This is a genomic window from Pseudomonas sp. P4_C4 (genome assembly GCF_056402055.1).
Map to the genome: position 1 here is coordinate 1 of NZ_JBFUID010000002.1, position 23,224 is coordinate 23,224.

Below are 23,224 nucleotides of genomic sequence, written 5' to 3' on the forward strand. Positions count from 1 at the left end.
GGGTCATGTGTACACCCTGTAGGAGCTGCCGAAGGCTGCGATCTTTTGGGATCAATGCGGTTTAACGAATCGCATCAATCCAGCATCAACACCTTGGCCAGAACGATCTTCGGCCCTTTCATCTTCTTGATGATGATCCGCAGGCCTTCGACTTCCAGCACTTCTTCCTCTTCCGGAACGCGCTTGAGGCTCTCATAGACCAGTCCGGCAAGGGTTTCGGCTTCGACGTGGTCGAGGTCGATGCCCAGCAGTCGTTCAACCTTGAACAGCGGCGTATCGCCCCGCACCAGCAGTTTGCCCGGCTGATACGCGAGGATCCCGCGTTCGGCCTTGCGGTGTTCGTCCTGGATGTCGCCCACCAGCACTTCCAGCACGTCTTCCATGGTCAGGTAGCCGATGATGTTGCCGTCGGCCTCTTCGACCACAGCGAAGTGCGAGCCGCCCTTGCGGAACTGCTCCAGCAGCTGCGACAGCGGCATGTGCCGCGACACGCGCTCCAGCGGGCGGGTCAGTTCGGCCAGGTTGAACGACTCGGGAATGTGGTCCAGCGCCGCCAGTTCCAGCAGCAGATCCTTGATGTGCAGCAGGCCGACGAACTCCTGGCGCTCGCTGTCGTACACCGGGTAGCGGCTGAATTTGTGGCGACGGAACAACGCCAGGATTTCCTTGAGCGGTGCATTGAACTCCAGGGTGACCAGGTCTTCCCGGGAGTTGGCCCAGTCGACCACTTCCAGTTCGCCCATCTCCACCGCCGAGGCCAATACACGCATGCCTTGGTCACTCGGGTCCTGGCCACGGCTGGAGTGCAGGATCAGTTTCAGTTCTTCACGGCTGTAGTGATGCTCGTGATGCGGGCCGGGTTCACCTTGCCCTGCAATGCGCAGGATGGTGTTGGCGCTGGCGTTGAGCAGGTAGATGGCCGGGTACATGGTCCAGTAGAACAGGTACAGCGGCACGGCGGTCCACAGCGACAGCAATTCGGGCTTGCGGATCGCCCAGGATTTCGGGGCCAGTTCGCCGACCACGATGTGCAGGTAGGAAATGATGAAGAACGCGGTGAAGAACGATACCGCCTTGACGACTTCGGCCGAATCGACTCCGACCGCGCTCAACACCGGCTCAAGAATGTGGGCAAACGCAGGTTCACCGACCCAACCCAGGCCCAGGGAGGCGAGGGTGATACCCAATTGGCAGGCAGACAGGTAAGCATCGAGTTGACTGTGCACGGTGCGCAGGATGTGCCCGCGCCAGCCGTTTTTGTCAGCGATGGCCTCGACTCGGGTCGAGCGTAGCTTGACCATGGCAAATTCCGCCGCAACGAAAAAACCGTTGAGCAAAACCAGGATCAGAGCAAAAAGAATCATGCCGAAGTCGGCGAAAATTGTAGCGAGGGTCAAGCCAGGGGAAGGGTCCATGATGGAGTTTTGCGGGTTCCGTATATTCAAGAGAGAAGTAAAAACCGCGCCTGAAAGGCAGGCGCAAGTCAGCCAATGTAGCGGCTGACTTGGCGGTTGCCTAGTGGCGCGTGCTGGCCGGTATCAATCGGCGGTGCTGATAACCCGTGATTTGGTGACCTGAGCCGGGGCAAAGTGGCAAGTAAAGGTGCTGCCGTGGCCCGGTACACTGCTGATTTCCATCCGTGCCCGATGACGTAACAAAACGTGTTTGACGATTGCCAGCCCCAGGCCCGTGCCGCCGGTGTTGGAGTTGCGGCTGGAGTCGACGCGATAGAAGCGTTCGGTCAGGCGCGGCAGGTGTTTGGCATCGATGCCGATCCCGGAGTCCTGCACACTCAGGTGCGCTCCCTGGTCATCGCCCCACCAGCGAATTCGGATATTGCCTTCGGCCGGGGTGTATTTCACCGCGTTGAACACCAGGTTGGAAAACGCACTGCGCAACTCAGCCTCGCTGCCCTTGAGCAGAATCGTCGGGTCGGCTTCCAGGATGATTTTCTGGTTTTTCTGGCCGGACAACTGCTGCGCATCGCTCTTGATCGATTGCAGCAAGCCGTCGATCGGCACCGGCTGGTTGTCCGACGGATAATCGGTGGCTTCCAGCTTGGCCAGCAACAACAGGTCGTTGAGCAGGGTCTGCATGCGTCCGCCTTGTTGCTGCATCTGCTGCAAGGCACGGCTCCAGCGCGGGTTCACCTCGTCGACGTTGTCGAGCAAGGTTTCCAGGTAACCGCAGATCACCGTCAACGGTGTGCGCAGTTCATGGGACACGTTGGCGATAAAGTCTTTGCGCATTTGCTCAAGCTGATGGATGCGCGTCACATCGCGCACCAGCATCAAGTGTTCGTTGTTGCCGTAGCGGGTGATGTACAGCTGAATGCGCACGCGGTCGTTGGTCGGCGAGGGGATTTCCAGCGGCTCGGCGTAGCTGTCTTGCTCGAAGTATTCCTTGAAGCGCGGATGGCGCACCAGGTTGGTCACCGGTTGGCCGCTGTCCTGTGGCGTCTTGAGGCCCAGCAGGGTTTCGGCGGCGCGGTTCCACCATTCCAGGTTGCCGTCGGTGTCGAGCATGATCACCGCGTCTTTCAGCGCGGCGGTGGATTCCTGAACCCGGTCGATCACCGCTTGCAGGCGCCCGCGAACCCGTTGGTCGCGGCGTTGCAGGTGATAGATGCTGTCGAATACCTCGCCCCACAGGCCGTAGCCGTCGGGCGGTGCTTCATCGGGTTTGTGCAGGCGCAGCCACTCGTGCAGACGCAGCAATTGCTTGAGGGTCCAGGCCAGGTAAAGACCCAGGCCTGCGGCGAGGCTCCAGCCGTAATAGCCGGTGATCAGGCCGATCACCAGGCAGGCGGTGACCAGCAGCAGCATGTGGCGAATCAGGGTGCCATGCCAGTTTTGGTTCACGAAAAAAATACGTCCTTGAAAGTGAAACCGCTGCGATCATCAGGCCTTGGTCGAGAACCGGTAGCCAGTGCCGCGCACGGTTTGTACCAGATTTTCGTAAGCATCGCCGAGGGCTTTGCGCAGGCGTCGAATGTGCACGTCAACCGTACGCTCTTCGACGTAGACGTTGCCACCCCAGACCTGATCCAGCAACTGGCCACGCGTGTAGGCGCGCTCCTGGTGGGTCATGAAGAATTGCAGCAGGCGGTATTCGGTGGGACCCATCTCGGCGGGACGGCCATCGATGGTCACGCGGTGGCTGATCGGGTCCAGCAGCAGACCGCCGACTTCGATCGGTGCCTCGCCATCGGTCGGACCGGCACGGCGCAGCACGGCCTTCAGGCGCGCCACCAGCTCACGTGGGGAAAACGGCTTGGTGATGTAGTCGTCGGCGCCGACTTCCAGGCCCTGGATCTTGTTGTCCTCTTCACCCTTGGCGGTGAGCATGATGATCGGGATGTCCCCGGTCAGTTCATCGCGCTTGAGGCGACGGGCCAGTTCGATACCGGACGTGCCGGGCAGCATCCAGTCGAGCAGGATCAGGTCCGGTTTACGGTCGACGATAATGGCGTGGGCCTGCTGGGAGTTTTCAGCCTCCAGGCAGTCATAGCCGGCCATTTCCAATGCAACGGCGATCATTTCGCGAATGGGCGCTTCGTCGTCGACGATCAGAATGCTCCTGCCAACCATGCCTTAATCCTCTTGTCATTTAACTGTCTTGCGCCGCATTAGATAACGGAATTATTGCAGTCGTGTGACAGTATTTTAGTTGCCCTGCGATTGTAGCGAACCTGGACTAAGCTCTAATTCCGAATCCTGACAACCACAAAAGGAAGGTTTCCATGAACTACATTGCTCAATCCTGGAAGGCTTTGCTGGTCACTGCTGCGTTAACGCTGCCGACACTGGCCTTTGCCGCCGACCCGGCGATGATGAAAGACGGCATGATGGTCGATCACAAGGGCATGACTGTGTACACGTACGACAAGGACAAGGATGGCAAGTCGATGTGCAACGGCGAGTGCGCCGAATACTGGCCGCCAATGATGGCGCCGGCGGGTGCCAAGGCTGAAGGTAAATGGACAGTCGTCAAGCGTGACGATGGCATGATGCAATGGGCCTATGGCGGTAAGCCGCTGTACTACTACAAGGACGACAAGAAAGCCGGAGAAATGAAGGGCGACAAGAAGAAAGACGTCTGGCACGTCGTTCACGAGCATATGTAACATCGCAAAAAGATCGCAGCCTTCGGTAGTAGCTGCCGCAGGCTGCGATCTTTTCAACGGTCAACGGTCAACGGTCAACGCAACGCATAGTCCAGAACAATCCCGACGAAAATCGCCAATCCCGCCCAGTGATTGTGCAAAAACGCCTTGAAGCAACGCATCCGGTCTTTGCCTCGGGTGTACCAGAATTCCCACGCAAAACAGCCCGCTGCCGCCAGCAAACCGAGATGGAACCAGCCACCGAGCTCGAACTTCGACCCGGCCAGCAACAAGCAGCCCAGCGCCAAGCCTTGCAAAGTCAGGATGATCACCCGGTCTGCATCGCCGAATAGAATCGCCGTGGATTTCACGCCGATCTTCAGGTCGTCATCGCGGTCAGTCATCGCGTAATACGTGTCGTAGCCCACGGTCCACATCAGGTTGGCGATCCACAGCAGCCACGCGACAGCCGGAAGTTCACCGGTTTCTGCAGTGAACGCCATCGGCATGCCCCAGGAAAACGCCGCGCCCAGCACCACTTGCGGGTAATAGGTGTAGCGCTTCATGAACGGGTAACTGAACGCCAGCGCCAGGCCGCCCAACGACAGCCAGATCGTTGCGGCATTGGTGCACAACACCAGCAGGAAACTCACGCCCATCAGCAATGCGAAGAACACCAGCGCCTCTTTGGAGCTGATCTTGCCGCTCACCAGCGGCCGCTGTTCGGTACGCTTCACATGGCCATCGACCTTGCGGTCCGCCCAGTCGTTGATCACGCAGCCGCCGGCGCGGGTCAGCACCACGCCGAGGACGAAAATCACAATGTTGGCCAGGGACGGCGAACCCTTGCCGGCAATCCACAGCGCCCACAGCGTCGGCCACAGCAGCAGGTAAATGCCGATCGGCTTGTCCATGCGCGTCAGCTGAATGAAATCCCAGGCCCGAGGGTTCAAGCGGTTCAAGGACTTGAGCAGGCTTTGGTACATCAACGATTCTCCGATTGGGCGCAGGCGACGTCCCAGAGGGAAGGCAGGAAAATTTCGGCCACCAGCACGCTCAGCGCGCCACGGTCAAAACGCGAACGGCGGCCCCACAGCTCAGGCGATTGCACCTCGGCGGGCAGCCACGCTTGCGGATAATGGCAAACCTCGATGGCCCGGCGCTGGAAGGCATGATCGCAAAACAGCAATTCGCCCAGCGAGCGGCTACCCAGTTCGTCCATGTGCAAGCCGTCGCCTTGCAATGCACTGCGTGACGCCACGCTGCGCGCAAACACCCACGCCTGGCCGTGACCGCGCAAATACACCTCACGCACCCAACCCTCACTGCCTTCGGCCAGATCCAGCGCTGCGCATTCGTCGGCACGCAGGGGTTGCCAGCCTTCGAACATCGGCGAGACGCTGAAGGCATCATTCGACAGATGAATCAGACGTCTGGTCAGCGAGCCTTCGTCGAACAGCCAGTCGAGGGTGGAGGCATCGGGGAGGGGCGCCAGTTCGCTGCGCGAGAGCCAGAGAGGAGCTGGAGAGGGAGATTCTGTGTGATGCACAATGAGTCATTATTGGCAGCAAATGAGGCGGCGAGCTTAACATGTCAGCCGCCGATATCGATTGAAATGGCCTGCCGTTGCGCCGAACAGGCTTGCATCCAGCGGCCCCGATCAGTACAAAACGCGCTGAGTTGGACGGCAGTGCTACAACCATCGACCGTCCGGCCGGCAAAACGCCTGAACCCTGAGGAAGTATCTGAATGAAAAAGTGGCAATGTATCGTCTGTGGCCTGATCTACAACGAAGCCGACGGTTGGCCGGATGACGGCATTGTGCCGGGCACTCGTTGGGAAGACGTGCCGGCAGACTGGCTGTGCCCGGACTGCGGTGTGGGCAAAATGGATTTTGAAATGATCGAAATCGCTGCCTGAATAATTGAGGAGTAAGGAATGAACGCACCTGTCGTCATCATTGGCACCGGCCTGGCTGGCTACAACGTGGCCCGCGAGTTTCGCAAACTCGATAGCGAAACCCCGCTGCTGCTGATTACCGCCGATGACGGACGCTCCTACTCCAAGCCGATGCTCTCCACCGGCTTCGGCAAAAACAAGGATGCCGATGGCCTGAGCATGGCCGAACCCGGCGCCATGGCCGAGCAGCTCAAGGCCGAAATACGCACCCACACGCGCATCAGCGGCATCGACCCGGGCCACAAGCGCCTGTGGATCGGTGAAGAAGCGGTGATCTACCGCGACCTGATCCTGGCCTGGGGCGCCGAAACCGTGCGCGTGCCCATTGAAGGCGACGCGGCGGATTGCGTATTCCCGATCAACGACCTGGAAGACTACGCACGCTTCCGTGCGGCGGCGGCCGGCAAGCGCCGCGTGCTGCTGCTCGGCGCGGGCCTGATCGGCTGTGAGTTCGCCAACGACCTGACCCTGGGCGGCTACGAAGTGCAACTGGTTGCTCCGTGCGAGCAAGTCATGCCGACCCTGTTGCACCCGGCGGCCGCGGCTGCCGTGCAGGCTGGCCTCGAAAGCCTCGGCGCGCGCTTCCACCTCGGGCCGGTGCTCAACCGCCTGCAGCGCGTGGCGGAAGGCCTGGAAGCGCACCTGTCCGATGGCCAGGTGATCCCGTGCGACGTGGTGGTCTCGGCCATTGGCCTGCGCCCACGGGTCGACCTCGCGGCAGCGGCCGGTTTACAGGTCAACCGCGGCGTCATGGTCGACCGGCACCTGAAAACCTCCCACGCCAACATCTACGCCCTGGGCGACTGCGCCGAGGTCGACGGGCTGAACCTGCTATACGTGATGCCCCTGATGAGCTGTGCGCGAGCGTTGGCGCAAACCCTCGCCGGCAATCCGGCCGCCGTCACCTATGGCCCGATGCCGATCACCGTCAAAACCCCGGTCTGCCCGTTGGTGGTATCCCCGCCGCCACGGGGCGCAGAGGGCATCTGGACAGTCGAAGGGCAGGGCGCCGACATCAAGGTGTTATGCCGCGATGCCGCGGGCAAGCTGCTCGGTTACGCCCTCACCGGTGCCGCCGTGATGGAAAAACTGGCCCTGAACAAAGAGCTTCCGGCTCTGTTGGCGTAAATACCGGTCGTTCTGTCGGAATCACCCCCCTTTTGCCCTAACAATGGCCGCGCCGATACTGGCGCGGGGCCTCACTGCGTGCCATCCTCACTCCCGTCTGCCGCAGAGTAGAGCACCTGCGGCGCTTTTGGCGCTGTTCCGCAGAGAGCAGCACGGACATAACAACAACAAACCGTCAAAGGGGCTTCACTCACATGCGTAAACCAGACCTCGCTGCAGCCATTGCTGAAAAAGCAGACCTCACCAAAGAACAAGCCAACCGCGTTCTCAACGCCGTTCTTGAAGAAATCACCGGTGCTCTGCACCGCAAAGACAGCGTGACGCTGGTGGGCTTCGGTACCTTCCTGCAACGCCATCGCGGTGCCCGTACCGGCAAAAACCCGCAAACCGGCGAACCCGTCAAAATCAAGGCCAGCAACACCGTTGCGTTCAAGCCAGGCAAATCGTTGAAAGACAGCGTTAATCCGTAAGCCGTTTTCACCTCTCGCGTAGCGGGGGAGTGGAATAAAAAATGGGCACGCCAACCAGGGTTGGGTGCCCATTTTTTGTGGGTGGCGAATCAGCCGAGCCCGCTTTGTTGCTTGGCGAGAATCGCCGCCATTTGCGGCTCATCCAGATGATCCAGCGCCCGCTCTACCAGCAAATGCGTCCCTTCAGCCATGCGACTGATCGCCAGGGCTACTGAGCGGCGCGAGCCGTCTACATCATCGGCCAGGTCAGCGGCGATGGCGCTGATGGACAGCAGATCTTCCGAGGCGTTGGCCAGGAGTGCTTCGGTATTGATGTCCGGGCAGACACTGAAGAGTTGGCCGCTGCGTTTCGTTGGTGTTTGTTTTGGTGGGGCGAGATAGTGATCTTGGGCGCGTTCGGCGGCTTCGTGGAGTTTTTTGGAATCGAGGGATTCGTAGGGGGATGTGGCTTCGTTTTCGGATGCGTCGGGCATCGGAGTCATTGGTGTAAATCCTTGGTTAAGAAGTTTGCTCCCGATTTCGGACTTGCACATCCGGTCGCCGTTTTTGGTGGTGACGATCAGAGGTTATCGATGAATTCAAAATTCGCCTAGTTCATGTATAGCGCAGCATTTTGAAGGAGGTTTCCGATAGGTTTGTAGGGTGGGGGGATCAAAAGATCGCAGCCTTCGGCAGCTCCTACAGAATGTGTTTCTTCAGGTACAGAAGTGGCGTGTGGAGTGGCCGGAGTGATGTGTTGATAATTGTGACTTGGTAGTCATCGTGCAGGTAATGGTAATGATCTTCTCCTAATGCAGCTGGATACTGGTGTTATCAGCTGAAGCCGTTAAACTGCTCCGGCCGTTCATTTTTCTCTTGAGGCTGTGCACATGAAATTTCGTTTTCTGCTGTGGATGCTGGGTTTGTTGATGGGTAAGGCCAGCCGGACTAATCCGGCGTTTCAGCAGCAGTTGGGTGACAAGGACCTGGTGTTTCAGCTGCAGACCCTGGACGGGAAAGTGGCGCGGCATTTCCGCGTGAAGGACCAGCGCATCACCAGCCAATCGGGTGTGCATGCCGAGCCTGCGTTTGCGATTGCCTTTAAGGATGCTGCTTATGGCTTTGCCACGATGCAGGCGAAGAACAAGCAACTGGCGTTCATGACGGGGATTCAGGACAAGTCGATTCAGATCAAGGGCAACCCGGCGCTAGTGATCTGGTTCCAGGGGCTGACCAAGTATTTGAAGCCGAAGAAGGCCAAGCCCAAGGCTTGAGGTCTTTCAGGTAGACCGAGTGATATTCATCGCGGGCAAGCCCGCTCCCACAGGGATCACCTAAATCCTGTGGGAGCGAGCTTGCTCGCGATGCTTTTCAGCCTTGGGTGAACTGCGAAGCCAGTTCGCGCAGCAGCATTTCGGCCTCGAGGACTTTGCTGACCACGTCGTTGGCTTTTTCGCGGCTCAGGCCAAGGCGTTCGAGCAGGGCGTCGGGGATGTCTTCGTCGGGGCCGGAGCCGATGCCTCGGCTGCGCAGCAGGCGCACCGACAGGCAGACCAGGTTCGGGTACTCAGCGAAGTCGCCGTCGTAGTGTGGATCGTGCTGGAAGCGCAGGGCGGTAGCCAGTTCTTCAGGCATGTCCCAGTAGCGCATCAGCCACGAGCCGATCTGTTCACGGCTGATGCCCAGCAGGTGTTGTTCCACAAAGCTGTGGCACAGGTGCGGGTTAACCTCCAGGTGGCGGCAGATCAGCGAGAAGTGCGGCGGGAACACGTGGGCCAGCAGCAGGTAGCCGAAGTTGTGCAGCAGGCCGGCCAGGTAGGTCAGGCCGGCTTCCGGGCGCTGGGCGCGCGGCATGGCGCGGGTCAGGCCTTCGATGACGGCGGCGGTGTAGATCGATTGCTGCCAGTACGGCGTGGAGTGTTGCGGGTGGTCCTTGGGCAGGCTCAGGGTTTTACCCAGGGCCAGGCCCAGCGCCAGATTGATCACCAGGTCGAAGCCCAGCACGCGCACGATGGCGTCTTCCACTGAACGGATCTTGCCCGGTGAGGCGTAGTACGGTGACGCGGCCCAGCTCACGACTTGTGCAGCCAGCGCCGGGTCGGTTTCGACCACGCCGGTGATGTCGTCGATGGTGGCATTGGGGTCGACGCGCAGCTTGATGATTTTTTGCGCGGTTTCGGCCAGCGGTGGAATCTCGATGGTCGCTTCCAGGCGCTGCTGGATACGCCGAGCAGTGAACGCCTGGACGGCCTGGGTGATTTCCTCGCGGTCGTCATCGGGGCGGTCGAGGTTGGGACGGATGCTGGTCAGGTTTTCACCGAAGTTGGCGGCGCTGGCCTTGGTCAGCATGGTCTTGAAGTCTTCGCTGGAGATTTCCAGCAGCACGCCCGGCTCACCGGAATTGACCAGCAGCTTTGGTTCGCGCAGCAGGCTTTCTTCGTACAGGCACGGCGAACTGGTGAGCGCCGGCAGGCCGGGCAACAGACTCAGGTTGTGCTTGCCGAGCATTTTTTCCAGGCGTTCGACGGGTACGGCAGTGAGGCGGCGACCGGTGAGTTCGGTCAGGCGATTGAGGTCGAGCAACTGGCTCTGCGGGAACAACACCATCAACGCGCCGACGCTGTCATCCAGCAGAACGGCCTGCACTTTGCGCGCGGCATTGAGGCCGTGATGGTCCAGCACTTCTTCGTAGGCAATGGCCAACTTGCCCAGCATCAGCCGAATAACCGACGGAGCGTGCGGGGTGGCGGGTGCGAGGGCAACTTCGGTCATGGACAGTATCCGTTTCAAAACAATTGCAGGAGTATAACCAGCTTGCTCAAACCCATGGCCCGGAAACTGCGACGGTGCTTACACTTGGCCGTATTGCTGCCCGTGACGCAGCCAGCGGTCGAGTAGCGGGCTGACGTGGGTCGGCCAGCGTTCGAGCAATGCCTGGGCGGCATCCCGTACGGCGGGCAACAAATCGGCATCGCGCATCAGGTCGGCGACCTTGAATTGCAGCAAACCTGTTTGCCGGGTGCCGAGCATTTCGCCGGGGCCACGCAGTTCCAGATCCTTTTCGGCGATGACGAAACCATCGTTGGTTTCGCGCATGATGCCCAGGCGCTGACGGCCGATTTGCGACAGCGGCGGATGGTAGAGCAGCACGCAATGGCTGACGGCGCTGCCCCGGCCGACGCGGCCGCGCAACTGGTGCAGTTGCGCCAGACCCAGGCGCTCGGGGTTCTCGATGATCATCAGGCTGGCGTTGGGTACGTCCACGCCCACTTCGATCACCGTGGTCGCGACCAGCAGTTGCAGGTTGCCGGCCTTGAACTCGGCCATCACCGCGGCTTTTTCTGCAGGCTTCATGCGGCCGTGGATCAGCCCGACCTTCAATTCGCCGAGGGCTGCGGTGAGGTCCTCATAGGTGGTTTCGGCGGCCTGGCAGGTCAACTCTTCCGACTCTTCGATCAGTGTGCAAACCCAATAGGCCTGACGCCCCTCGGCGCAGGCGCTACGCACCCTCTCGATGACTTCGACCCGCCGGGTGTCGGTGATCAGCACGGTGTTGACCGGGGTTCGGCCCGGTGGCAGTTCGTCGAGGATCGAGGTGTCGAGATCTGCGTAGGCGCTCATCGCCAACGTGCGCGGAATCGGCGTGGCGGTCATGATCAATTGATGCGGGCACATGCGCCCGCCGACGCCTTTCTGCCGCAAGGCCAGACGCTGCTGCACGCCGAAGCGGTGCTGCTCGTCGATGATCACCAACGCGAGGTTCTTGAATTGCACTTCGTCCTGGAACAGCGCGTGAGTACCAACCACCATCGGTGTGCCGCTGGCGATTTGCTCCAGCGCAGCCACGCGGTTCTTGCCTTTGAGCTTGCCGGCCAGCCACGCGACTTCGATGCCCAGTGGTTCGAGCCAGCGCTTGAACGTGATGAAGTGCTGCTCGGCGAGAATCTCGGTGGGCGCCATCAGGGCGACCTGATAACCGGCCTCCAACGCTTGCAGTGCAGCGAGGGCAGCAACCACGGTTTTGCCGGCACCAACGTCGCCCTGGATCAGCCGCAGCATCGGTTCGTGCTGGCTGAGGTCATAAGCGATTTCGTTGCCGACCCGTTGCTGGGCGCCGGTCGGGTTGAAGCCGAGGTTGGCCAGGTATTTGGCCGGCAGTTGGGTGGCTTTGGGCATCGCTGGTGCACGCAGGGAGCGCATGCTTTCGCGCAGACGCTGTTGCGACAATTGATGGGTCAGCAGTTCTTCGAAGGCCAGACGGTGCTGCGCCCAGTGGTGACCGAGGGCCAGCTCATCGACATCGGCATCGGCGGGCGGGTTGTGCAGGTAGCGGATCGCATCGGCCAACGGCGCCAATTGGTAGTCGCGGGCCAGTTCGTTCGGCAGCCAGTCGGGCAGGCTGCTGGGGCCGAGCAGGGTAAGGGTCTGCATGCACAACTGGCGCAAGCGCTGTTGGGTCAGGCCTTCGGTGAGCGGGTAGACCGGGGTCAAGGTTTCATCCACCGGCGGCGGTTCGTCACCAGTGATGGCGCGGTATTCCGGGTGGTAGATCTCCAGCCCCGAAGCACCGGGCCGCGCTTCGCCGTAACAGCGAATCCGCGTGCCGCGTTTGAGGCCTTCTTTTTGCGCGTTGCTGAAATGGTAGAAACGCAGGCTTAAGCCCCCGGTGCCGTCCTGCAGTCGAACCACCAGGCTGCGCCGACGGCCCATGACCACGTCGGCGCCGCTGACGGTGCCTTCGATGACCGCGTCCTGTCCGGGTCGCAATGCGCCAATCGGGACGACACGGGTGCGGTCCTGATAGCGCAGGGGCAGGTGGAACAGCACGTCCTGGAGGTTTTCCAGGCCGACCTTGGCCAGTTTCTCGGCCATGGCTTCGCCGACACCCTTGAGTGCCGTCACCGACACTTGCGACAACTCGCTCATGACCGTTGCTTAGCCCGCAGCGACTTGTGCCGCTGGCTTGGCCACCGAGCACAGGCGAATGGAGTCGGCGAGAATCTCGATTGCTTTCGGACGCGGGAAGCTGGCGCGCCAGGCAATGGCCACGGTGCGGAAGGGTACGGGTGCCGAGAGCGGGCGCACTTCGATCACGCCGGGGGCGTAGTGATGGCTGTCGACTGCCGATAACGGCAGGATCGAAATACCCAGGCCGGATGCGACCATGTGGCGAATGGTTTCCAGGGAACTGGATTCCACCGTGGTGTGCTTGGCGCCGTCGTTGCCTTTGGTCAGGGTCGGGCAGGCTTCCAGTACCTGATCGCGGAAGCAGTGACCTTCGCCGAGCAGCAGCAAGCTCTTGTCGTTGAGCAGGCTGGCGTCGATGGAATCTTTTTGCGTCCACGGGTGCTGCGCTGGCATGAGCACGTAGAACGGCTCGTCGTAGAGTTGCAGGGTCAGCACGTCGGCTTCATTGAACGGCAGCGCGATGATGATCGCGTCGAGCTCGCCGTTGCGCAGTTTGTCGCGCAGCACGTGGGTGAAGTTTTCTTCGATGTACAACGGCATCTGCGGGGCGACCCGGTGCAGTTGCGGAATCAGATGCGGAAACRGGTACGGCCCGACGGTGTAGATCGCGCCGACTTTCAGAGGGGCGGTCAGTTGGTTCTTGCCGGCCTGGGCCAGTTCGCGGATGCCCTGGGCTTGTTCCAGCACTTTCTGCGCCTGGGCGACGATGCCTTCGCCGACCGGGGTCAGGCGCACGGCGCTTTTGCTGCGCTCGAAAATCAGCACACCGAGTTCGTCTTCAAGCTTTTTCACGCCCACCGAAAGGGTCGGCTGGCTGACGTGGCAACGCTCGGCCGCGTGGCCGAAGTGCTGCTCTTGGGCGAGGGTAACGATGTAGCGTAATTCTGTAAGAGTCATAGCAAGCGTCCATGAAGTTGCGGGCCAAGCATACCGGCTGCAATCGATAGACGCACGTTATCAGACTGTACGTGTCGAGTGACACCGGGCAATGCGAAAGGCAAAAAAGATCGCAGCCTTCGGCAGCTCCTACAGGGATTACATCAACCTGTGTAGGAGCTGCCGAAGGCTGCGATCTTTTGATTGTTAACGCCGGCGTTTTTCCAGCGAGTAAACAAAGGGGGCAACAATTTCGATGGAGCCATTGGTCAGCATGTCGGCCGGTGGTTTGGGCAGCGGTTGAGCGCGGCGGATCATTTCCAGGGTGGCCCGGTCCAGATCGGCAGTGCCCGAGGCGCCGACCAGCTCAAACGACAACACATTGCCTTCGGCATCCACGACGAAACGCAGACGGTTCATGCCTTCCTTGCCCCGCGCCTGGGCACTTGCAGGGTACTTCTTGTACTTCTGCAGGTGCGCCAGCAAGGTGCCTTGCCAGTTGGCCTTGGCCGCCAGTTGAGCTGACGAAGGGCCGGGCGCAGGCTGGGCGGATTTCTCCGTTGGCGTTTGAGTCTGTTGCGTTTCGGCTGGTTTCTCTTCGGCCGGCTTTTCTTTCGGCGGTTCGGGTTTCTTCTCTACCGGCTTGGGCGGCTGCGGCTTCGGCTTGGGTTTGACCGGCTTGGGCACGGCAATTTCAGCTTTCGGCGCTTCGGCGAGCTTGGGTATCGGCAGTTCTTCAACCGGAGCCGGTGGCTGCGGCGGGGTGACGACCTTCGGCGGAGCAGGCGGTGGCGGGGCAGGAACCGGTGCCAGTTCGACCATCATTGCCTGAGGGGGCAATTCGATGGGCGGACGGCCGGACCAGTTCAGCGCCAGCGCGATGGCCAGCGCGTGAACACCCAGCACTACTGCCAGGCTACCGCTGTAACGCGTCAGCTTATGGCGCGTCGTGATCATTTCTTGGCTGCCGTCTCGAGACCGACCAGACCCACCTTCAGGTAACCGGCGGAGCGCAGGTTGTCCATCACGCTCATCAGGTCGCCGTAATCCACGCCTTTGTCGGCCTGGAAGAAGATCGTCGTGTCTTTCTTGCCCTGGGTCCTGGCGTCGAGCGTGGCGCCGAGTGCTTCGGCTTTCACCTCGTCTTCGCCGAGGAACAGGCGCTGGTCAGCCTTGACGCTGAGGAACACCGGTTTCTCTGGCCGCGGCGCCGGCTTGGCGGTCGAGGCGGGCAGGTCGACCTTGATGTCCACGGTGGCCAGTGGGGCCGCCACCATGAAGATGATCAACAGCACCAGCATCACGTCGATGAACGGCGTGACGTTGATTTCGTGGTTTTCGGACAGATCGTCGTCTGCCCCTTCTTTCAAATGCAGGCCCATGGCCGATTACCCCACTTTCACCATGTGCGGTTGCGAGCTGCGCTCAGGCTGGTGGTCGAGGTCGCGGCTGACCAGCAGCAGGACCTGTGCCGACGCGTCGGACACCTGAGCCTTGTAACCGGCAATGGAGCGGGCAAAGACGTTGTAGATCACGACCGCAGGGATCGCTGCAACCAGGCCCAGCGCGGTAGCCAACAGGGCTTCGGCGATGCCGGGAGCGACGACGGCGAGGTTGGTGGTCTGGGTCTTGGCAATGCCGATGAAGCTGTTCATGATGCCCCAAACGGTGCCGAACAGGCCGACAAACGGGGCAGTGGAACCGATGGTGGCGAGTACGCCGGTGCCGCTGCTCATGTTACGACCGCAGGCCGCGACCAGGCGCTCAAGACGGAAGCTCACGCGTTCCTTGATGCCTTCCTTCTCGCGGCTGTTGACCGACAGGCGCATCTCTTCGAGGGCGTCGTGCACCAGCAGGTTGGCCAGGGTGCCTTCCTTCGCCGCAGTGGCGCTGGCTTCCTTGAGGGAGGCGGATTTTTTCAGTTGGGCGATTTCACCGCGCAGACGACGCTTGGCGCCCATCAGCTCAAGACCCTTGGCGATCCAGATGGTCCAGGTGATGATCGAGGCGATGGCCAGGCCGATCATCACGATTTTTACGATGATGTCGGCGTTCTTGTACATGCCCCACGGCGACAGGTCATGGGCCATGCCCAGAGTGTTGTCGGCTTCGAGGACTTCAGGGGCGTCTTCACCCAGCGTTTCTGCCGGTGTGGCGTGATCGGCCGGAGCAGGTGCGGTGGCGGCTGGTGTGGCTGGCGCCTGGGCATCGGCGAAAGCGGCGACTGGCGCGAGCATCAGGCTGAGGAGCAGGGCGGCCACCGCGCTCCAGGCGCGAGGTCGTTTGGTTGGCGAAGCGGAGAATTGATTACGTGTCATGCTGGCCGGACCTGAGAGAAAAAACGGGTGATGTTCTTCCAGGCCTCGAAAGGCCGAGAACAAAAGTGGGGCGCATTATTGCAATTAATTCTTGTTAACAGAAGTAATAGCGTCTCTTTTTTTCCTGCATTGCTAGCCGCCTATCTATTGCCGGCGCTAGTCTGTGGCTTTCCGATGGGAGTTTTCTGATGTCTGCGCCTACTGTTTTGATCGCCGGCTGCGGTGATGTCGGCAGCCGCCTGGCCACACAATTGCTGGCGACGGGGTGGGAGGTCCATGGTCTGCGACGCGACGTTTCACGCCTGCCCAACGGCGTTATCGGTGTTGCTGGTGACCTGTTCAACAAAGATTGCCCGGCCACTTGGCCAATTGGCGCCGTGGATTACCTGGTGTATTGCGCGGCGGCCACCGATCACGATGAAGCCGGTTACCGTGCTGCCTATGTCCAGGGCCTGGAGCATGTGCTGGAGTGGCTGAACGACTACGGGCAGGTGCCCAATCGCCTGTTGTTTGTTTCCAGTAGCAGTGTTTACGGGCAACAGGAGGGCGAGTGGGTCGACGAAACTTCGCCAGCCGTGGCGGCAGGTTATTCCGGACGTGTGATGCTCGAAGCCGAGCAACTTGCCCTTAAAAGCGGCATTCCGGCCAGTATCGTGCGCTTGACCGGCATTTACGGCCCTGGCCGTGAATGGCTGCTGACGCAGGTGCGCCGGGGTTATCGCGTAGCGGTCGAACCACCGTTGTATGCCAACCGGATTCATGCGGACGATGCCGCGGGGTTGATAGCGTGCCTGCTTGAGGCGGATCGACGTGGTGTGGCGCTGGATGATATCTACATCGGCGTCGATGACGCACCGGCAGCGCTGGCCGATGTGGTGGGCTGGTTGCGTGAGTATCTGGGTGTGACTGAATGGGCCGATGACGACAGCGTGCGTCGCACTGGCAGCAAACGCTGCAGTAATGCGCGGGCTAAAGCCTTGGGCTGGACGCCGAAGTACCCGAGTTTTCGCGAGGGGTATGCGGCGATCATTGAAGGGCGCTGCTGACCTTCAGGCACCCTGAAACAACTGTGGGAGCGAGCAGGCCCGCTCCCACATGGGTTATGCGTAGGTTATTGCTTCTCGAGCAACCACTTGCGCTCGCCCGGCGTAAACGAGGGCATCTCGTCAGCCTGCGCCGTGTTCACGGTCTGGAAAATCTCCAGCTCTTTGCCCTTTCGCGCAAAGATCCAGGCGTTGCCCTGGCCATTTTGTTGCAGCCACATGTTGTCGTTGCCGCCGCTCATGGATGCGCAATCGCCGGCCAGGCACAGCGCATAGCGGTCGCTGCCTGGCAGGCCGGTCACCTGGCCATCGGCCTGGAATTGAACCGTGTTGCCTTCGCCTGGGCCGTTGACGATTGTCCAGCCGCCGCCCATGTAGGCTGAATACAGCGCACGTTCGAAGCTGGCGCCCATCGGTGCGCCATCCGGTACCTGGATCTGTACGCGGTCGAAGACTTGCTCAGGCTCATTGTCGCTGGCGGACTGGCTCAGTTGCTTGCCGTCACGCTTCAACTCACTGGCCGAGCTGCCATAAAAGTCGACTTTCCAGGCGCCGGACTCTTCACCCAGCAGCTTGCCGTCGACATTTTCAAAACCGTTGGTGTAGCGGGCCTGACCAGCCTTGGTGTTGATGTCCCATTCCAGGTTCGGGCCATTGGCCTGGAGCGCTTCGCGCAGGGGGACACCTTTGGATGCAGCGTCAATCGCCATCTGGTTGATCCAGGTGCCGCTGATGTCACGGTCGGCAGGGTTGCTGGCACATCCGCCCAGGAACAGGGCGAGCAGCGAGAGAGCAAGCGCGTTGCGCATGGTGGAATCCTTTCAAACTTTCTTTACAGCAGAGCAGTCGACGCAGCCTTGGGCTGCGCCGCACGCATTACTCGATGACCAGGATGGCATCCATTTCAACCTGCGAACCCTTTGGCAGGGCTGCTACACCGATGGCGGCGCGGGCAGGGTAAGGCTGGTCGAAGTACTTGCCCATGATCTCGTTGACCTTGGCGAAGTGGCTCAGGTCGGTGAGGAAGATGTTCAGCTTGACGATGTCCTTGAACGAACCGCCAGCGGCTTCGGCCACGGCCTTGAGGTTCTCGAACACCTGAACGGTCTGGGCTTCGAAGCCTTCAACCAGTTCCATGGTTTTTGGGTCCAGGGGAATCTGACCCGACATGTAAACGGTGTTGCCAGCCTTGATCGCCTGGGAGTAAGTACCGATGGCGGCCGGGGCCTTGTCGCTGGTGATAACAGTCTTGGTCATGTATGACTCCTTGTAATGAGTTGGCGAGCTATGCACGCATGCGGGTGATGCGAATCACCCCGGACAAGGCGCGCAGTTTCTTGATCACGCGGGCCAGGTGCACGCGGTCGTGCACGCTGACCACCAACTGGACCACGCTGATGCGACCATCGCGTTCGTCCATGCTGATTTTCTCGATATTGCCGTCGGCCGCGTTGACGCTGCTGGCCAGCAGGGCGATCAGGCCGCGCTGGTGCTCCAGCTCGACGCGCAGCTCGACGTTGAATTCGCCGGTGACATCCTTGGCCCACGAGAGCTGGATGCATTTTTCCGGGTTGTGCCGGATTTCGCTGATGTTGCGGCAATTATCCAGGTGCACGACCATGCCTTTGCCGGCAGACAGGTGACCGACAATCGGGTCGCCCGGGATCGGCGTGCAGCACTTGGCGTAGCTGAGCACCAGGCCCTCGGTGCCGCGAATCGCCAGCGGGCCTTCCGGACTTGGCAAATGTTCGCCTTCGCCCAGCAGTCGGCGGGCCACCACATAGGCCATGCGATTGCCCAGACCGATGTCTTCGAGCAAATCTTCGATCAGTTCGAGACGGTACTCGATAAGCATGGCCTTGACGCGTTCGGCCGGGATTTTCTCCAGCGCGCTGTCGAAACCGTTGAGGACCTTGTTCAGCAGGCGTTCGCCGAGGCTGATGGATTCGGAGCGGCGTTGCAGCTTCAGTGCGTGGCGGATGTGCGTGCGCGCCTTGCCGGTGACCACGAAGTTGAGCCAGGCCGGGTTCGGCCGCGCGCCGGGAGCGCTGACGATCTCGACCGTGGAGCCGCTTTGCAGCGGTTCGGACAGCGGTGCGAGTCGACGATTGATCCGGCAGGCGATGCAGCTGTTGCCGACGTCGGTGTGTACCGCGTAAGCGAAGTCGACCGCCGTAGAGCCCTTGGGCAGCTCCATGATCCGGCCTTTGGGCGTGAACACGTAGACCTCGTCCGGGAACAGGTCGATCTTCACACTTTCGATGAATTCCAGTGAGTTGCCGGCGCGTTGCTGCATTTCCAGCACGCCTTTGACCCACTGGCGGGCGCGGGCGTGAGTGCCTTTCGGCTGCTCGTCACCGCTGGACTTGTACAGCCAATGGGCGGCGATGCCGTTGTTGGCCATCTCTTCCATTTCGCGGGTGCGGATCTGGATCTCGATCGGTACGCCGTGCATGCCGAACAGCGTGGTGTGCAGCGACTGATAGCCGTTGGCCTTGGGGATCGCGATGTAATCCTTGAAGCGTCCCGGCAGTGGCTTGTACAAATTATGTACAGCGCCCAGCACGCGGTAGCAGGTATCGACCTTGTCGACGATGATCCGGAACGCGTAGACGTCCATGATCTCGTTGAAGGCCCGACGCTTGCCGCGCATTTTCTTGTAGATGCCGTAGAGGTGTTTCTGCCGGCCGCTGACCTCGCCCTGGATGCCATCGATGGCCAGGCAGTGGCTCAAGGACTCTTCAATCTTGTTGACGATTTCCTTGCGGTTGCCCCGGGCGCGTTTGACCGCCTGGTAGATCCGCGCGGAACGCATCGGGTGCATGGCCTTGAAGCCGAGGTCTTCGAATTCTATGCGGATGGCGTGCATGCCCAGCCGGTTGGCGATGGGCGCATAAATTTCCAGGGTTTCCTTGGCGATGCGTCGGCGTTTTTCGCCGGACAACACTTCCAGGGTGCGCATGTTGTGCAGGCGGTCGGCCAGCTTGACCAGGATCACGCGAATGTCGCGGGCCATGGCCATGGCCATTTTCTGGAAGTTTTCGGCTTGTGCCTCGGCCTTGGTCTCGAAGTTCATCTGGGTCAGTTTGCTGACCCCGTCGACCAGTTCGGCCACGGTTTCGCCGAACTGCGCTTGCAGCGCTTCCTTGGCGATACCGGTGTCTTCGATCACGTCATGCAGCATTGCAGCCATCAGGCTCTGATGGTCCATGTGCATGTCGGCAAGAATATTCGCAACCGCGAGTGGGTGCGTGACGTACGCCTCGCCGCTACGGCGGCGTTGGCCGTCGTGGGCTTGTTCGGCGTAGAAATACGCTCGGCGGACCAGGTTGACCTGGTCGTTGCCGAGGTAGGTCGATAAGCGATCGGCGAGGGCGTCTATGCTCGGCATGATATCTCCTGCCGTAAGCTTTTATCCCGCGCCGTGCTACGTCGACCAGGCATAGGCTTAGACGGCCTCGTTGGACTCGTCCTCGAATGCAGCAAAAAGCGGTTCATCTTCAACGATTTCGGCTTCGGCGATAGCTGCGTAGTCGATCAGGCCTTCAGCGATTTCGCGCAGGGCGACGACGGTAGGCTTGTCGTTTTCCCATGCTACTTTCGGCTCTTTGCCCCCGGTGGCCAGTTGACGGGCACGCTTGGTAGAGAGCATGACCAGCTCAAAGCGGTTATCCACGTGTTCTAGGCAGTCTTCAACGGTTACGCGGGCCATGGTCTTCCTCGTAGCAAATGCAATATGCGCGCTGCCCGGATGGGCGAGCGGACTCAACAGTTTAAAAAATCACCAGCGATTAGGGAAGCGCTGATTTTTTGACCAAGCCCCACAACGCGCTGCAAGTGCCAATGTAAAGCCCTTGCAGCGGTTTTGGGAAGAGCTGATTAACCGAGCAATTCAGCCAGCAATTTGCCGTGACGCTGCTGCTGACGCTTTTGAATCAGCTGATTGGCGCGGAAAATCGCCTTCAGATCGTGCAGCGCGTGGGCGAAATCGTCGTTGATGATCAGGTAGTCGTAGTCGACGTAGTGGCTCATTTCGCTGACGGCTTCGCGCATCCGGCCGTCAATGACTTCGTCACTGTCCTGGCCGCGATTGGTCAGGCGCTGGTGCAGGGCCTGCAATGACGGTGGCAGAATGAAGATCGAGCGGGCCTGAGGCATCAGCTTGCGCACTTGCTCGGCACCTTGCCAGTCGATTTCCAGAATCAGGTCGTGGCCTTCGTCCAGTGTCTGCTGCAGGTGGCTTTGCGACGTGCCGTAGAGATTGCCGAACACTTCGGCGCGCTCAAGAAAATCCCCGTGTTCGATCATCTTCACGAACTCGCTGCGGTCGACGAAGTGATAGTTCACGCCATTCACTTCACCGGGGCGCATGGCGCGGGTGGTGTGGGAGACCGAGACGCGGATCTCCGGATTGGCGTCGGTCAGGGCCTTGACCAGGCTGCTCTTGCCCGCGCCCGAAGGGGCGGAAATGATGTACAGGGTGCCGGTGCTGTGTGTCATGTCGGGGTAGCCTTACTCAATATTCTGCACTTGTTCGCGCATCTGCTCGATCAACACCTTGAGGTTGACCGCAGCCTGGGTGCTGCGCGGGTCGAAGGCTTTGGAGCCCAGTGTATTGGCTTCGCGGTTGAGTTCCTGCATCAGGAAGTCCAGGCGCCGACCGGCGGCGCCGCCGGATTTGAGCACCCGGCGAACTTCGATGATGTGAGTACTCAGGCGATCCAGTTCTTCGGCGACGTCGCTTTTTTGCGCGAGCATGACCATTTCCTGCTCCAGGCGCTGCGGGTCCATCTCGGCCTTCATGTCGGCGAAGCGGTCGAGGACTTTCTGGCGCTGGGTGGCGAGCATTTGCGGGACCAGTTCGCGCAAGGTCACCACGTCTTCTTCGATGGAGCTCAGGCGCTCGTTGATCAGCCGCGCCAGCTCCGCGCCTTCGCGCTCGCGGCCGGCCTTCAGTTCCTTGAGACCCTGATTGAACAGTGCCAGCGCTTCGGCGTTCAAGGCTTGCGGGTCGATTGCGTCGCCTACCAGTACGCCGGGCCAGGCCAGGACTTCCAGCGGGTTCAGCGCGGCCGGGTTCTTGATCAGGCTGGCGATGGTCTCGGCGGCGGCGACCAGTTGCGCGGCGCGCTCCTGATCGATTTGCAGCGCTTTGCCGGTGTTTTCTTCGGTGAAGCGCAGGGTGCATTCGAGCTTGCCCCGCGATATACCCTGGCGCAGGGCTTCACGAACAGCGCCCTCGAGGTCGCGAAAGGACTCCGGCAGGCGCAGGTGGGGTTCCAGGTAGCGGCTGTTGACCGACCGCAGCTCCCAGCTCAGGGTGCCCTGGACGCCGGCGTTTTCGACGCGGGCGAAGGCGGTCATGCTGTGCACCATGGCGGTACCTCGCAATGCAGATCGGCACCGAACCGAGGTTCCGGGAATCCGATATCAATGAATTAAAGCCGACTGGCAGCAAAGGCGCAGGATTGTAGCGCAGTGACGCGGATGCGCCCAAACACACGGTGTGACAAAGAACGGCAGGCCTGCACCGACGCGCGGTACAGAGCCCTCGGTCGTCGGCGGAATTTTTTAGAAGTGCCCAGTGGCGGCCGTCGGCTCTATAATGCTCCGCAGTTTTCCGTCCCCAGTACAGGTACTCCCTATGATACGTCCAAGTGGTCGCGCTGCCGATCAGCTCCGCTCGATCCGCATCACCCGCAACTACACCAAACACGCCGAGGGTTCTGTGCTGGTCGAGTTCGGTGATACCAAGGTCATCTGCACCGTCAGCGTTGAGCCGGGCGTACCGCGTTTCCTGAAAGGCCAGGGCCAGGGTTGGTTGACAGCCGAGTACGGCATGCTGCCGCGCGCTACCGGCGAGCGTAACCAGCGTGAAGCCAGCCGTGGCAAGCAAGGCGGTCGCACCTTGGAAATCCAGCGTCTGATCGGTCGCTCCCTGCGCGCTGCGCTGGACATGTCCAAGCTGGGCGACGTCACCCTGTACGTCGACTGCGATGTGATCCAGGCCGATGGCGGCACCCGCACGGCTTCGATCACCGGCTCCATGGTTGCGCTGATCGATGCCTTGAAAGTCATCAAGAAGCGTGGCGGTCTGAAGGGGGGTGACCCGGTCAAGCAGATGATCGCTGCTGTTTCCGTGGGCATGTACAAGGGTGAGCCTGTGCTTGACCTCGACTACCTGGAAGACTCGGCCGCCGAGACGGACCTGAACGTGGTGATGACCAGCGCTGGTGGTTTCATTGAAGTCCAGGGCACTGCCGAAGGCGCGCCGTTCCAGCCTGAAGAGTTGAACGCCATGCTCGAGCTGGCGAAGAAAGGCATGAACGAGATCTTCGAACTGCAAAAGGCCGCATTGGCTGACTGACCGGACTGCTC

The 23,224-nt window shown here is 60.7% G+C and carries 25 protein-coding genes; 7 read left to right on the top strand and 18 right to left on the bottom strand.

Going from position 1 to position 23,224, the window contains the following annotated elements; all coding sequences use genetic code 11:
* Positions 1-74: 74 nt before the first annotated feature.
* The 3 genes from AC1DXW_RS01510 to phoB all read right to left on the bottom strand — a co-directional run bounded on the left by AC1DXW_RS01510 (position 75) and on the right by phoB (position 3,590).
* Positions 75-1,415, bottom strand: a complete 1,341-nt coding sequence (locus AC1DXW_RS01510; RefSeq protein ID WP_477752251.1) for a hemolysin family protein — start codon at positions 1,413-1,415, stop codon at positions 75-77.
* A 123-nt stretch (positions 1,416-1,538) separates the two neighbouring features.
* Positions 1,539-2,825 (bottom strand): phosphate regulon sensor histidine kinase PhoR, encoded by a 1,287-nt coding sequence (gene phoR, locus AC1DXW_RS01515; RefSeq protein WP_477752299.1) that lies wholly within the window; start codon positions 2,823-2,825, stop codon positions 1,539-1,541.
* Between the two features lie 75 nt (positions 2,826-2,900).
* Positions 2,901-3,590, bottom strand: a complete 690-nt coding sequence (phoB, locus tag AC1DXW_RS01520; RefSeq protein WP_003229608.1) for a phosphate regulon transcriptional regulator PhoB — start codon at positions 3,588-3,590, stop codon at positions 2,901-2,903.
* A 152-nt stretch (positions 3,591-3,742) separates the two neighbouring features.
* On the opposite strand from phoB, the gene AC1DXW_RS01525 reads away from it, so the two are divergent.
* Positions 3,743-4,126 carry a COG4315 family predicted lipoprotein gene (locus tag AC1DXW_RS01525; RefSeq protein ID WP_477752252.1) on the top strand — a complete coding sequence of 128 codons (384 nt, stop codon included), beginning with the start codon at positions 3,743-3,745 and terminating at the stop codon, positions 4,124-4,126.
* 74 nt (positions 4,127-4,200) lie between these two features.
* Here AC1DXW_RS01525 and ubiA read toward each other — a convergent pair whose 3' ends face one another.
* Both ubiA and AC1DXW_RS01535 read right to left on the bottom strand, forming a co-directional pair.
* Positions 4,201-5,091: a 4-hydroxybenzoate octaprenyltransferase gene (ubiA, locus tag AC1DXW_RS01530; protein ID WP_477752253.1), complete on the bottom strand. Its 891-nt coding sequence runs from the start codon at positions 5,089-5,091 to the stop codon at positions 4,201-4,203.
* Positions 5,091-5,654 (bottom strand): chorismate--pyruvate lyase family protein, encoded by a 564-nt coding sequence (locus tag AC1DXW_RS01535; RefSeq protein ID WP_477752254.1) that lies wholly within the window; start codon positions 5,652-5,654, stop codon positions 5,091-5,093. The genes ubiA and AC1DXW_RS01535 overlap by 1 nt, the downstream gene beginning before the upstream one ends.
* Before the next feature lie 200 nt (positions 5,655-5,854).
* Between AC1DXW_RS01535 and AC1DXW_RS01540 the strand changes: the two genes are divergently transcribed.
* From AC1DXW_RS01540 to AC1DXW_RS01550, 3 genes are all read left to right on the top strand, one after another.
* A complete protein-coding gene (locus AC1DXW_RS01540; RefSeq protein WP_477752255.1) occupies positions 5,855-6,025 on the top strand; it encodes a rubredoxin in 171 nt (56 codons plus the stop codon).
* Positions 6,026-6,043: 18 nt separating this feature from the next.
* Complete coding sequence (locus AC1DXW_RS01545) at positions 6,044-7,192, top strand: NAD(P)/FAD-dependent oxidoreductase (RefSeq protein WP_477752256.1); 1,149 nt, start codon at positions 6,044-6,046, stop codon at positions 7,190-7,192.
* 194 nt (positions 7,193-7,386) lie between these two features.
* Positions 7,387-7,662 carry an HU family DNA-binding protein gene (locus AC1DXW_RS01550; protein ID WP_003195589.1) on the top strand — a complete coding sequence of 92 codons (276 nt, stop codon included), beginning with the start codon at positions 7,387-7,389 and terminating at the stop codon, positions 7,660-7,662.
* Positions 7,663-7,751: 89 nt separating this feature from the next.
* Here the strand turns inward: AC1DXW_RS01550 and AC1DXW_RS01555 are convergent, their stop codons facing one another.
* Complete coding sequence (locus AC1DXW_RS01555; protein ID WP_477752257.1) at positions 7,752-8,144, bottom strand: DUF6124 family protein; 393 nt, start codon at positions 8,142-8,144, stop codon at positions 7,752-7,754.
* Positions 8,145-8,531: 387 nt separating this feature from the next.
* On the opposite strand from AC1DXW_RS01555, the gene AC1DXW_RS01560 reads away from it, so the two are divergent.
* Positions 8,532-8,915, top strand: a complete 384-nt coding sequence (locus tag AC1DXW_RS01560; RefSeq protein WP_008018281.1) for a hypothetical protein — start codon at positions 8,532-8,534, stop codon at positions 8,913-8,915.
* Between the two features lie 97 nt (positions 8,916-9,012).
* On the opposite strand, the gene AC1DXW_RS01565 is transcribed toward AC1DXW_RS01560, so the two are convergent.
* From AC1DXW_RS01565 to exbB, 6 genes are all read right to left on the bottom strand, one after another.
* Positions 9,013-10,413: an aminoacyl-tRNA deacylase and HDOD domain-containing protein gene (locus AC1DXW_RS01565; RefSeq protein WP_477752258.1), complete on the bottom strand. Its 1,401-nt coding sequence runs from the start codon at positions 10,411-10,413 to the stop codon at positions 9,013-9,015.
* Between the two features lie 78 nt (positions 10,414-10,491).
* Positions 10,492-12,567 (bottom strand): ATP-dependent DNA helicase RecG, encoded by a 2,076-nt coding sequence (gene recG, locus AC1DXW_RS01570; RefSeq protein WP_223460471.1) that lies wholly within the window; start codon positions 12,565-12,567, stop codon positions 10,492-10,494.
* A 9-nt stretch (positions 12,568-12,576) separates the two neighbouring features.
* Positions 12,577-13,506 (bottom strand): LysR substrate-binding domain-containing protein, encoded by a 930-nt coding sequence (locus tag AC1DXW_RS01575; RefSeq protein WP_477759731.1) that lies wholly within the window; start codon positions 13,504-13,506, stop codon positions 12,577-12,579.
* 186 nt (positions 13,507-13,692) lie between these two features.
* A complete protein-coding gene (locus AC1DXW_RS01580) occupies positions 13,693-14,442 on the bottom strand; it encodes an energy transducer TonB family protein (protein ID WP_477752260.1) in 750 nt (249 codons plus the stop codon).
* Positions 14,439-14,867: a TonB system transport protein ExbD gene (gene exbD, locus AC1DXW_RS01585; RefSeq protein ID WP_007975187.1), complete on the bottom strand. Its 429-nt coding sequence runs from the start codon at positions 14,865-14,867 to the stop codon at positions 14,439-14,441. The genes AC1DXW_RS01580 and exbD overlap by 4 nt, the downstream gene beginning before the upstream one ends.
* A 6-nt stretch (positions 14,868-14,873) precedes the next feature.
* The gene (exbB, locus tag AC1DXW_RS01590) at positions 14,874-15,803 is read right to left on the bottom strand and encodes a tonB-system energizer ExbB (RefSeq protein WP_477752261.1); all 930 of its coding nucleotides are present in this window, start codon (positions 15,801-15,803) and stop codon (positions 14,874-14,876) included.
* A gap of 188 nt (positions 15,804-15,991) precedes the next feature.
* Between exbB and AC1DXW_RS01595 the strand changes: the two genes are divergently transcribed.
* On the top strand, positions 15,992-16,849 hold the full coding sequence (locus AC1DXW_RS01595; RefSeq protein ID WP_477752262.1) for an SDR family oxidoreductase: 858 nt from the start codon (positions 15,992-15,994) through the stop codon (positions 16,847-16,849).
* Positions 16,850-16,914: 65 nt separating this feature from the next.
* Here the strand turns inward: AC1DXW_RS01595 and AC1DXW_RS01600 are convergent, their stop codons facing one another.
* The 6 genes from AC1DXW_RS01600 to AC1DXW_RS01625 all read right to left on the bottom strand — a co-directional run bounded on the left by AC1DXW_RS01600 (position 16,915) and on the right by AC1DXW_RS01625 (position 22,222).
* Positions 16,915-17,655 (bottom strand): hypothetical protein, encoded by a 741-nt coding sequence (locus tag AC1DXW_RS01600; RefSeq protein WP_477752263.1) that lies wholly within the window; start codon positions 17,653-17,655, stop codon positions 16,915-16,917.
* 67 nt (positions 17,656-17,722) lie between these two features.
* Complete coding sequence (locus tag AC1DXW_RS01605; protein WP_003229509.1) at positions 17,723-18,103, bottom strand: RidA family protein; 381 nt, start codon at positions 18,101-18,103, stop codon at positions 17,723-17,725.
* 28 nt (positions 18,104-18,131) lie between these two features.
* Complete coding sequence (gene spoT / locus AC1DXW_RS01610) at positions 18,132-20,237, bottom strand: bifunctional GTP diphosphokinase/guanosine-3',5'-bis pyrophosphate 3'-pyrophosphohydrolase (protein WP_477752264.1); 2,106 nt, start codon at positions 20,235-20,237, stop codon at positions 18,132-18,134.
* 57 nt (positions 20,238-20,294) lie between these two features.
* Positions 20,295-20,558 (bottom strand): DNA-directed RNA polymerase subunit omega, encoded by a 264-nt coding sequence (gene rpoZ / locus AC1DXW_RS01615; RefSeq protein WP_007921129.1) that lies wholly within the window; start codon positions 20,556-20,558, stop codon positions 20,295-20,297.
* Positions 20,559-20,725: 167 nt separating this feature from the next.
* Entirely contained in the window at positions 20,726-21,346 is a 621-nt protein-coding gene (gene gmk / locus AC1DXW_RS01620) for a guanylate kinase (RefSeq protein ID WP_046038947.1), read from the bottom strand.
* 12 nt (positions 21,347-21,358) lie between these two features.
* Complete coding sequence (locus tag AC1DXW_RS01625) at positions 21,359-22,222, bottom strand: YicC/YloC family endoribonuclease (RefSeq protein WP_477752265.1); 864 nt, start codon at positions 22,220-22,222, stop codon at positions 21,359-21,361.
* A 268-nt stretch (positions 22,223-22,490) separates the two neighbouring features.
* Here AC1DXW_RS01625 and rph point away from each other — a divergent pair, with 268 nt between their 5' ends.
* A complete protein-coding gene (rph, locus tag AC1DXW_RS01630) occupies positions 22,491-23,213 on the top strand; it encodes a ribonuclease PH (protein ID WP_007989575.1) in 723 nt (240 codons plus the stop codon).
* Positions 23,214-23,224: the final 11 nt, after the last annotated feature.

Bases quoted from the DNA above. Each gene is read 5' to 3' on its own strand.
- AC1DXW_RS01545 (WP_477752256.1), top strand. From the start codon at position 6,044: ATGAACGCACCTGTCGTCATCATTGGCACCGGCCTGGCTGGCTACAAC.
- exbB (WP_477752261.1), bottom strand. From the start codon at position 15,803: ATGACACGTAATCAATTCTCCGCTTCGCCAACCAAACGACCTCGCGCC.
- AC1DXW_RS01540 (WP_477752255.1), top strand. From the start codon at position 5,855: ATGAAAAAGTGGCAATGTATCGTCTGTGGCCTGATCTACAACGAAGCC.
- exbD (WP_007975187.1), bottom strand. From the start codon at position 14,867: ATGGGCCTGCATTTGAAAGAAGGGGCAGACGACGATCTGTCCGAAAAC.
- rpoZ (WP_007921129.1), bottom strand. From the start codon at position 20,558: ATGGCCCGCGTAACCGTTGAAGACTGCCTAGAACACGTGGATAACCGC.
- rph (WP_007989575.1), top strand. From the start codon at position 22,491: ATGATACGTCCAAGTGGTCGCGCTGCCGATCAGCTCCGCTCGATCCGC.
- spoT (WP_477752264.1), bottom strand. From the start codon at position 20,237: ATGCCGAGCATAGACGCCCTCGCCGATCGCTTATCGACCTACCTCGGC.
- phoB (WP_003229608.1), bottom strand. From the start codon at position 3,590: ATGGTTGGCAGGAGCATTCTGATCGTCGACGACGAAGCGCCCATTCGC.
- AC1DXW_RS01550 (WP_003195589.1), top strand. From the start codon at position 7,387: ATGCGTAAACCAGACCTCGCTGCAGCCATTGCTGAAAAAGCAGACCTC.
- AC1DXW_RS01580 (WP_477752260.1), bottom strand. From the start codon at position 14,442: ATGATCACGACGCGCCATAAGCTGACGCGTTACAGCGGTAGCCTGGCA.
- AC1DXW_RS01525 (WP_477752252.1), top strand. From the start codon at position 3,743: ATGAACTACATTGCTCAATCCTGGAAGGCTTTGCTGGTCACTGCTGCG.
- AC1DXW_RS01625 (WP_477752265.1), bottom strand. From the start codon at position 22,222: ATGGTGCACAGCATGACCGCCTTCGCCCGCGTCGAAAACGCCGGCGTC.
- recG (WP_223460471.1), bottom strand. From the start codon at position 12,567: ATGAGCGAGTTGTCGCAAGTGTCGGTGACGGCACTCAAGGGTGTCGGC.
- AC1DXW_RS01605 (WP_003229509.1), bottom strand. From the start codon at position 18,103: ATGACCAAGACTGTTATCACCAGCGACAAGGCCCCGGCCGCCATCGGT.
- phoR (WP_477752299.1), bottom strand. From the start codon at position 2,825: ATGCTGCTGCTGGTCACCGCCTGCCTGGTGATCGGCCTGATCACCGGC.
- AC1DXW_RS01560 (WP_008018281.1), top strand. From the start codon at position 8,532: ATGAAATTTCGTTTTCTGCTGTGGATGCTGGGTTTGTTGATGGGTAAG.
- AC1DXW_RS01510 (WP_477752251.1), bottom strand. From the start codon at position 1,415: ATGGACCCTTCCCCTGGCTTGACCCTCGCTACAATTTTCGCCGACTTC.
- gmk (WP_046038947.1), bottom strand. From the start codon at position 21,346: ATGACACACAGCACCGGCACCCTGTACATCATTTCCGCCCCTTCGGGC.
- AC1DXW_RS01555 (WP_477752257.1), bottom strand. From the start codon at position 8,144: ATGACTCCGATGCCCGACGCATCCGAAAACGAAGCCACATCCCCCTAC.
- AC1DXW_RS01595 (WP_477752262.1), top strand. From the start codon at position 15,992: ATGTCTGCGCCTACTGTTTTGATCGCCGGCTGCGGTGATGTCGGCAGC.
- AC1DXW_RS01600 (WP_477752263.1), bottom strand. From the start codon at position 17,655: ATGCGCAACGCGCTTGCTCTCTCGCTGCTCGCCCTGTTCCTGGGCGGA.
- AC1DXW_RS01565 (WP_477752258.1), bottom strand. From the start codon at position 10,413: ATGACCGAAGTTGCCCTCGCACCCGCCACCCCGCACGCTCCGTCGGTT.
- ubiA (WP_477752253.1), bottom strand. From the start codon at position 5,091: ATGTACCAAAGCCTGCTCAAGTCCTTGAACCGCTTGAACCCTCGGGCC.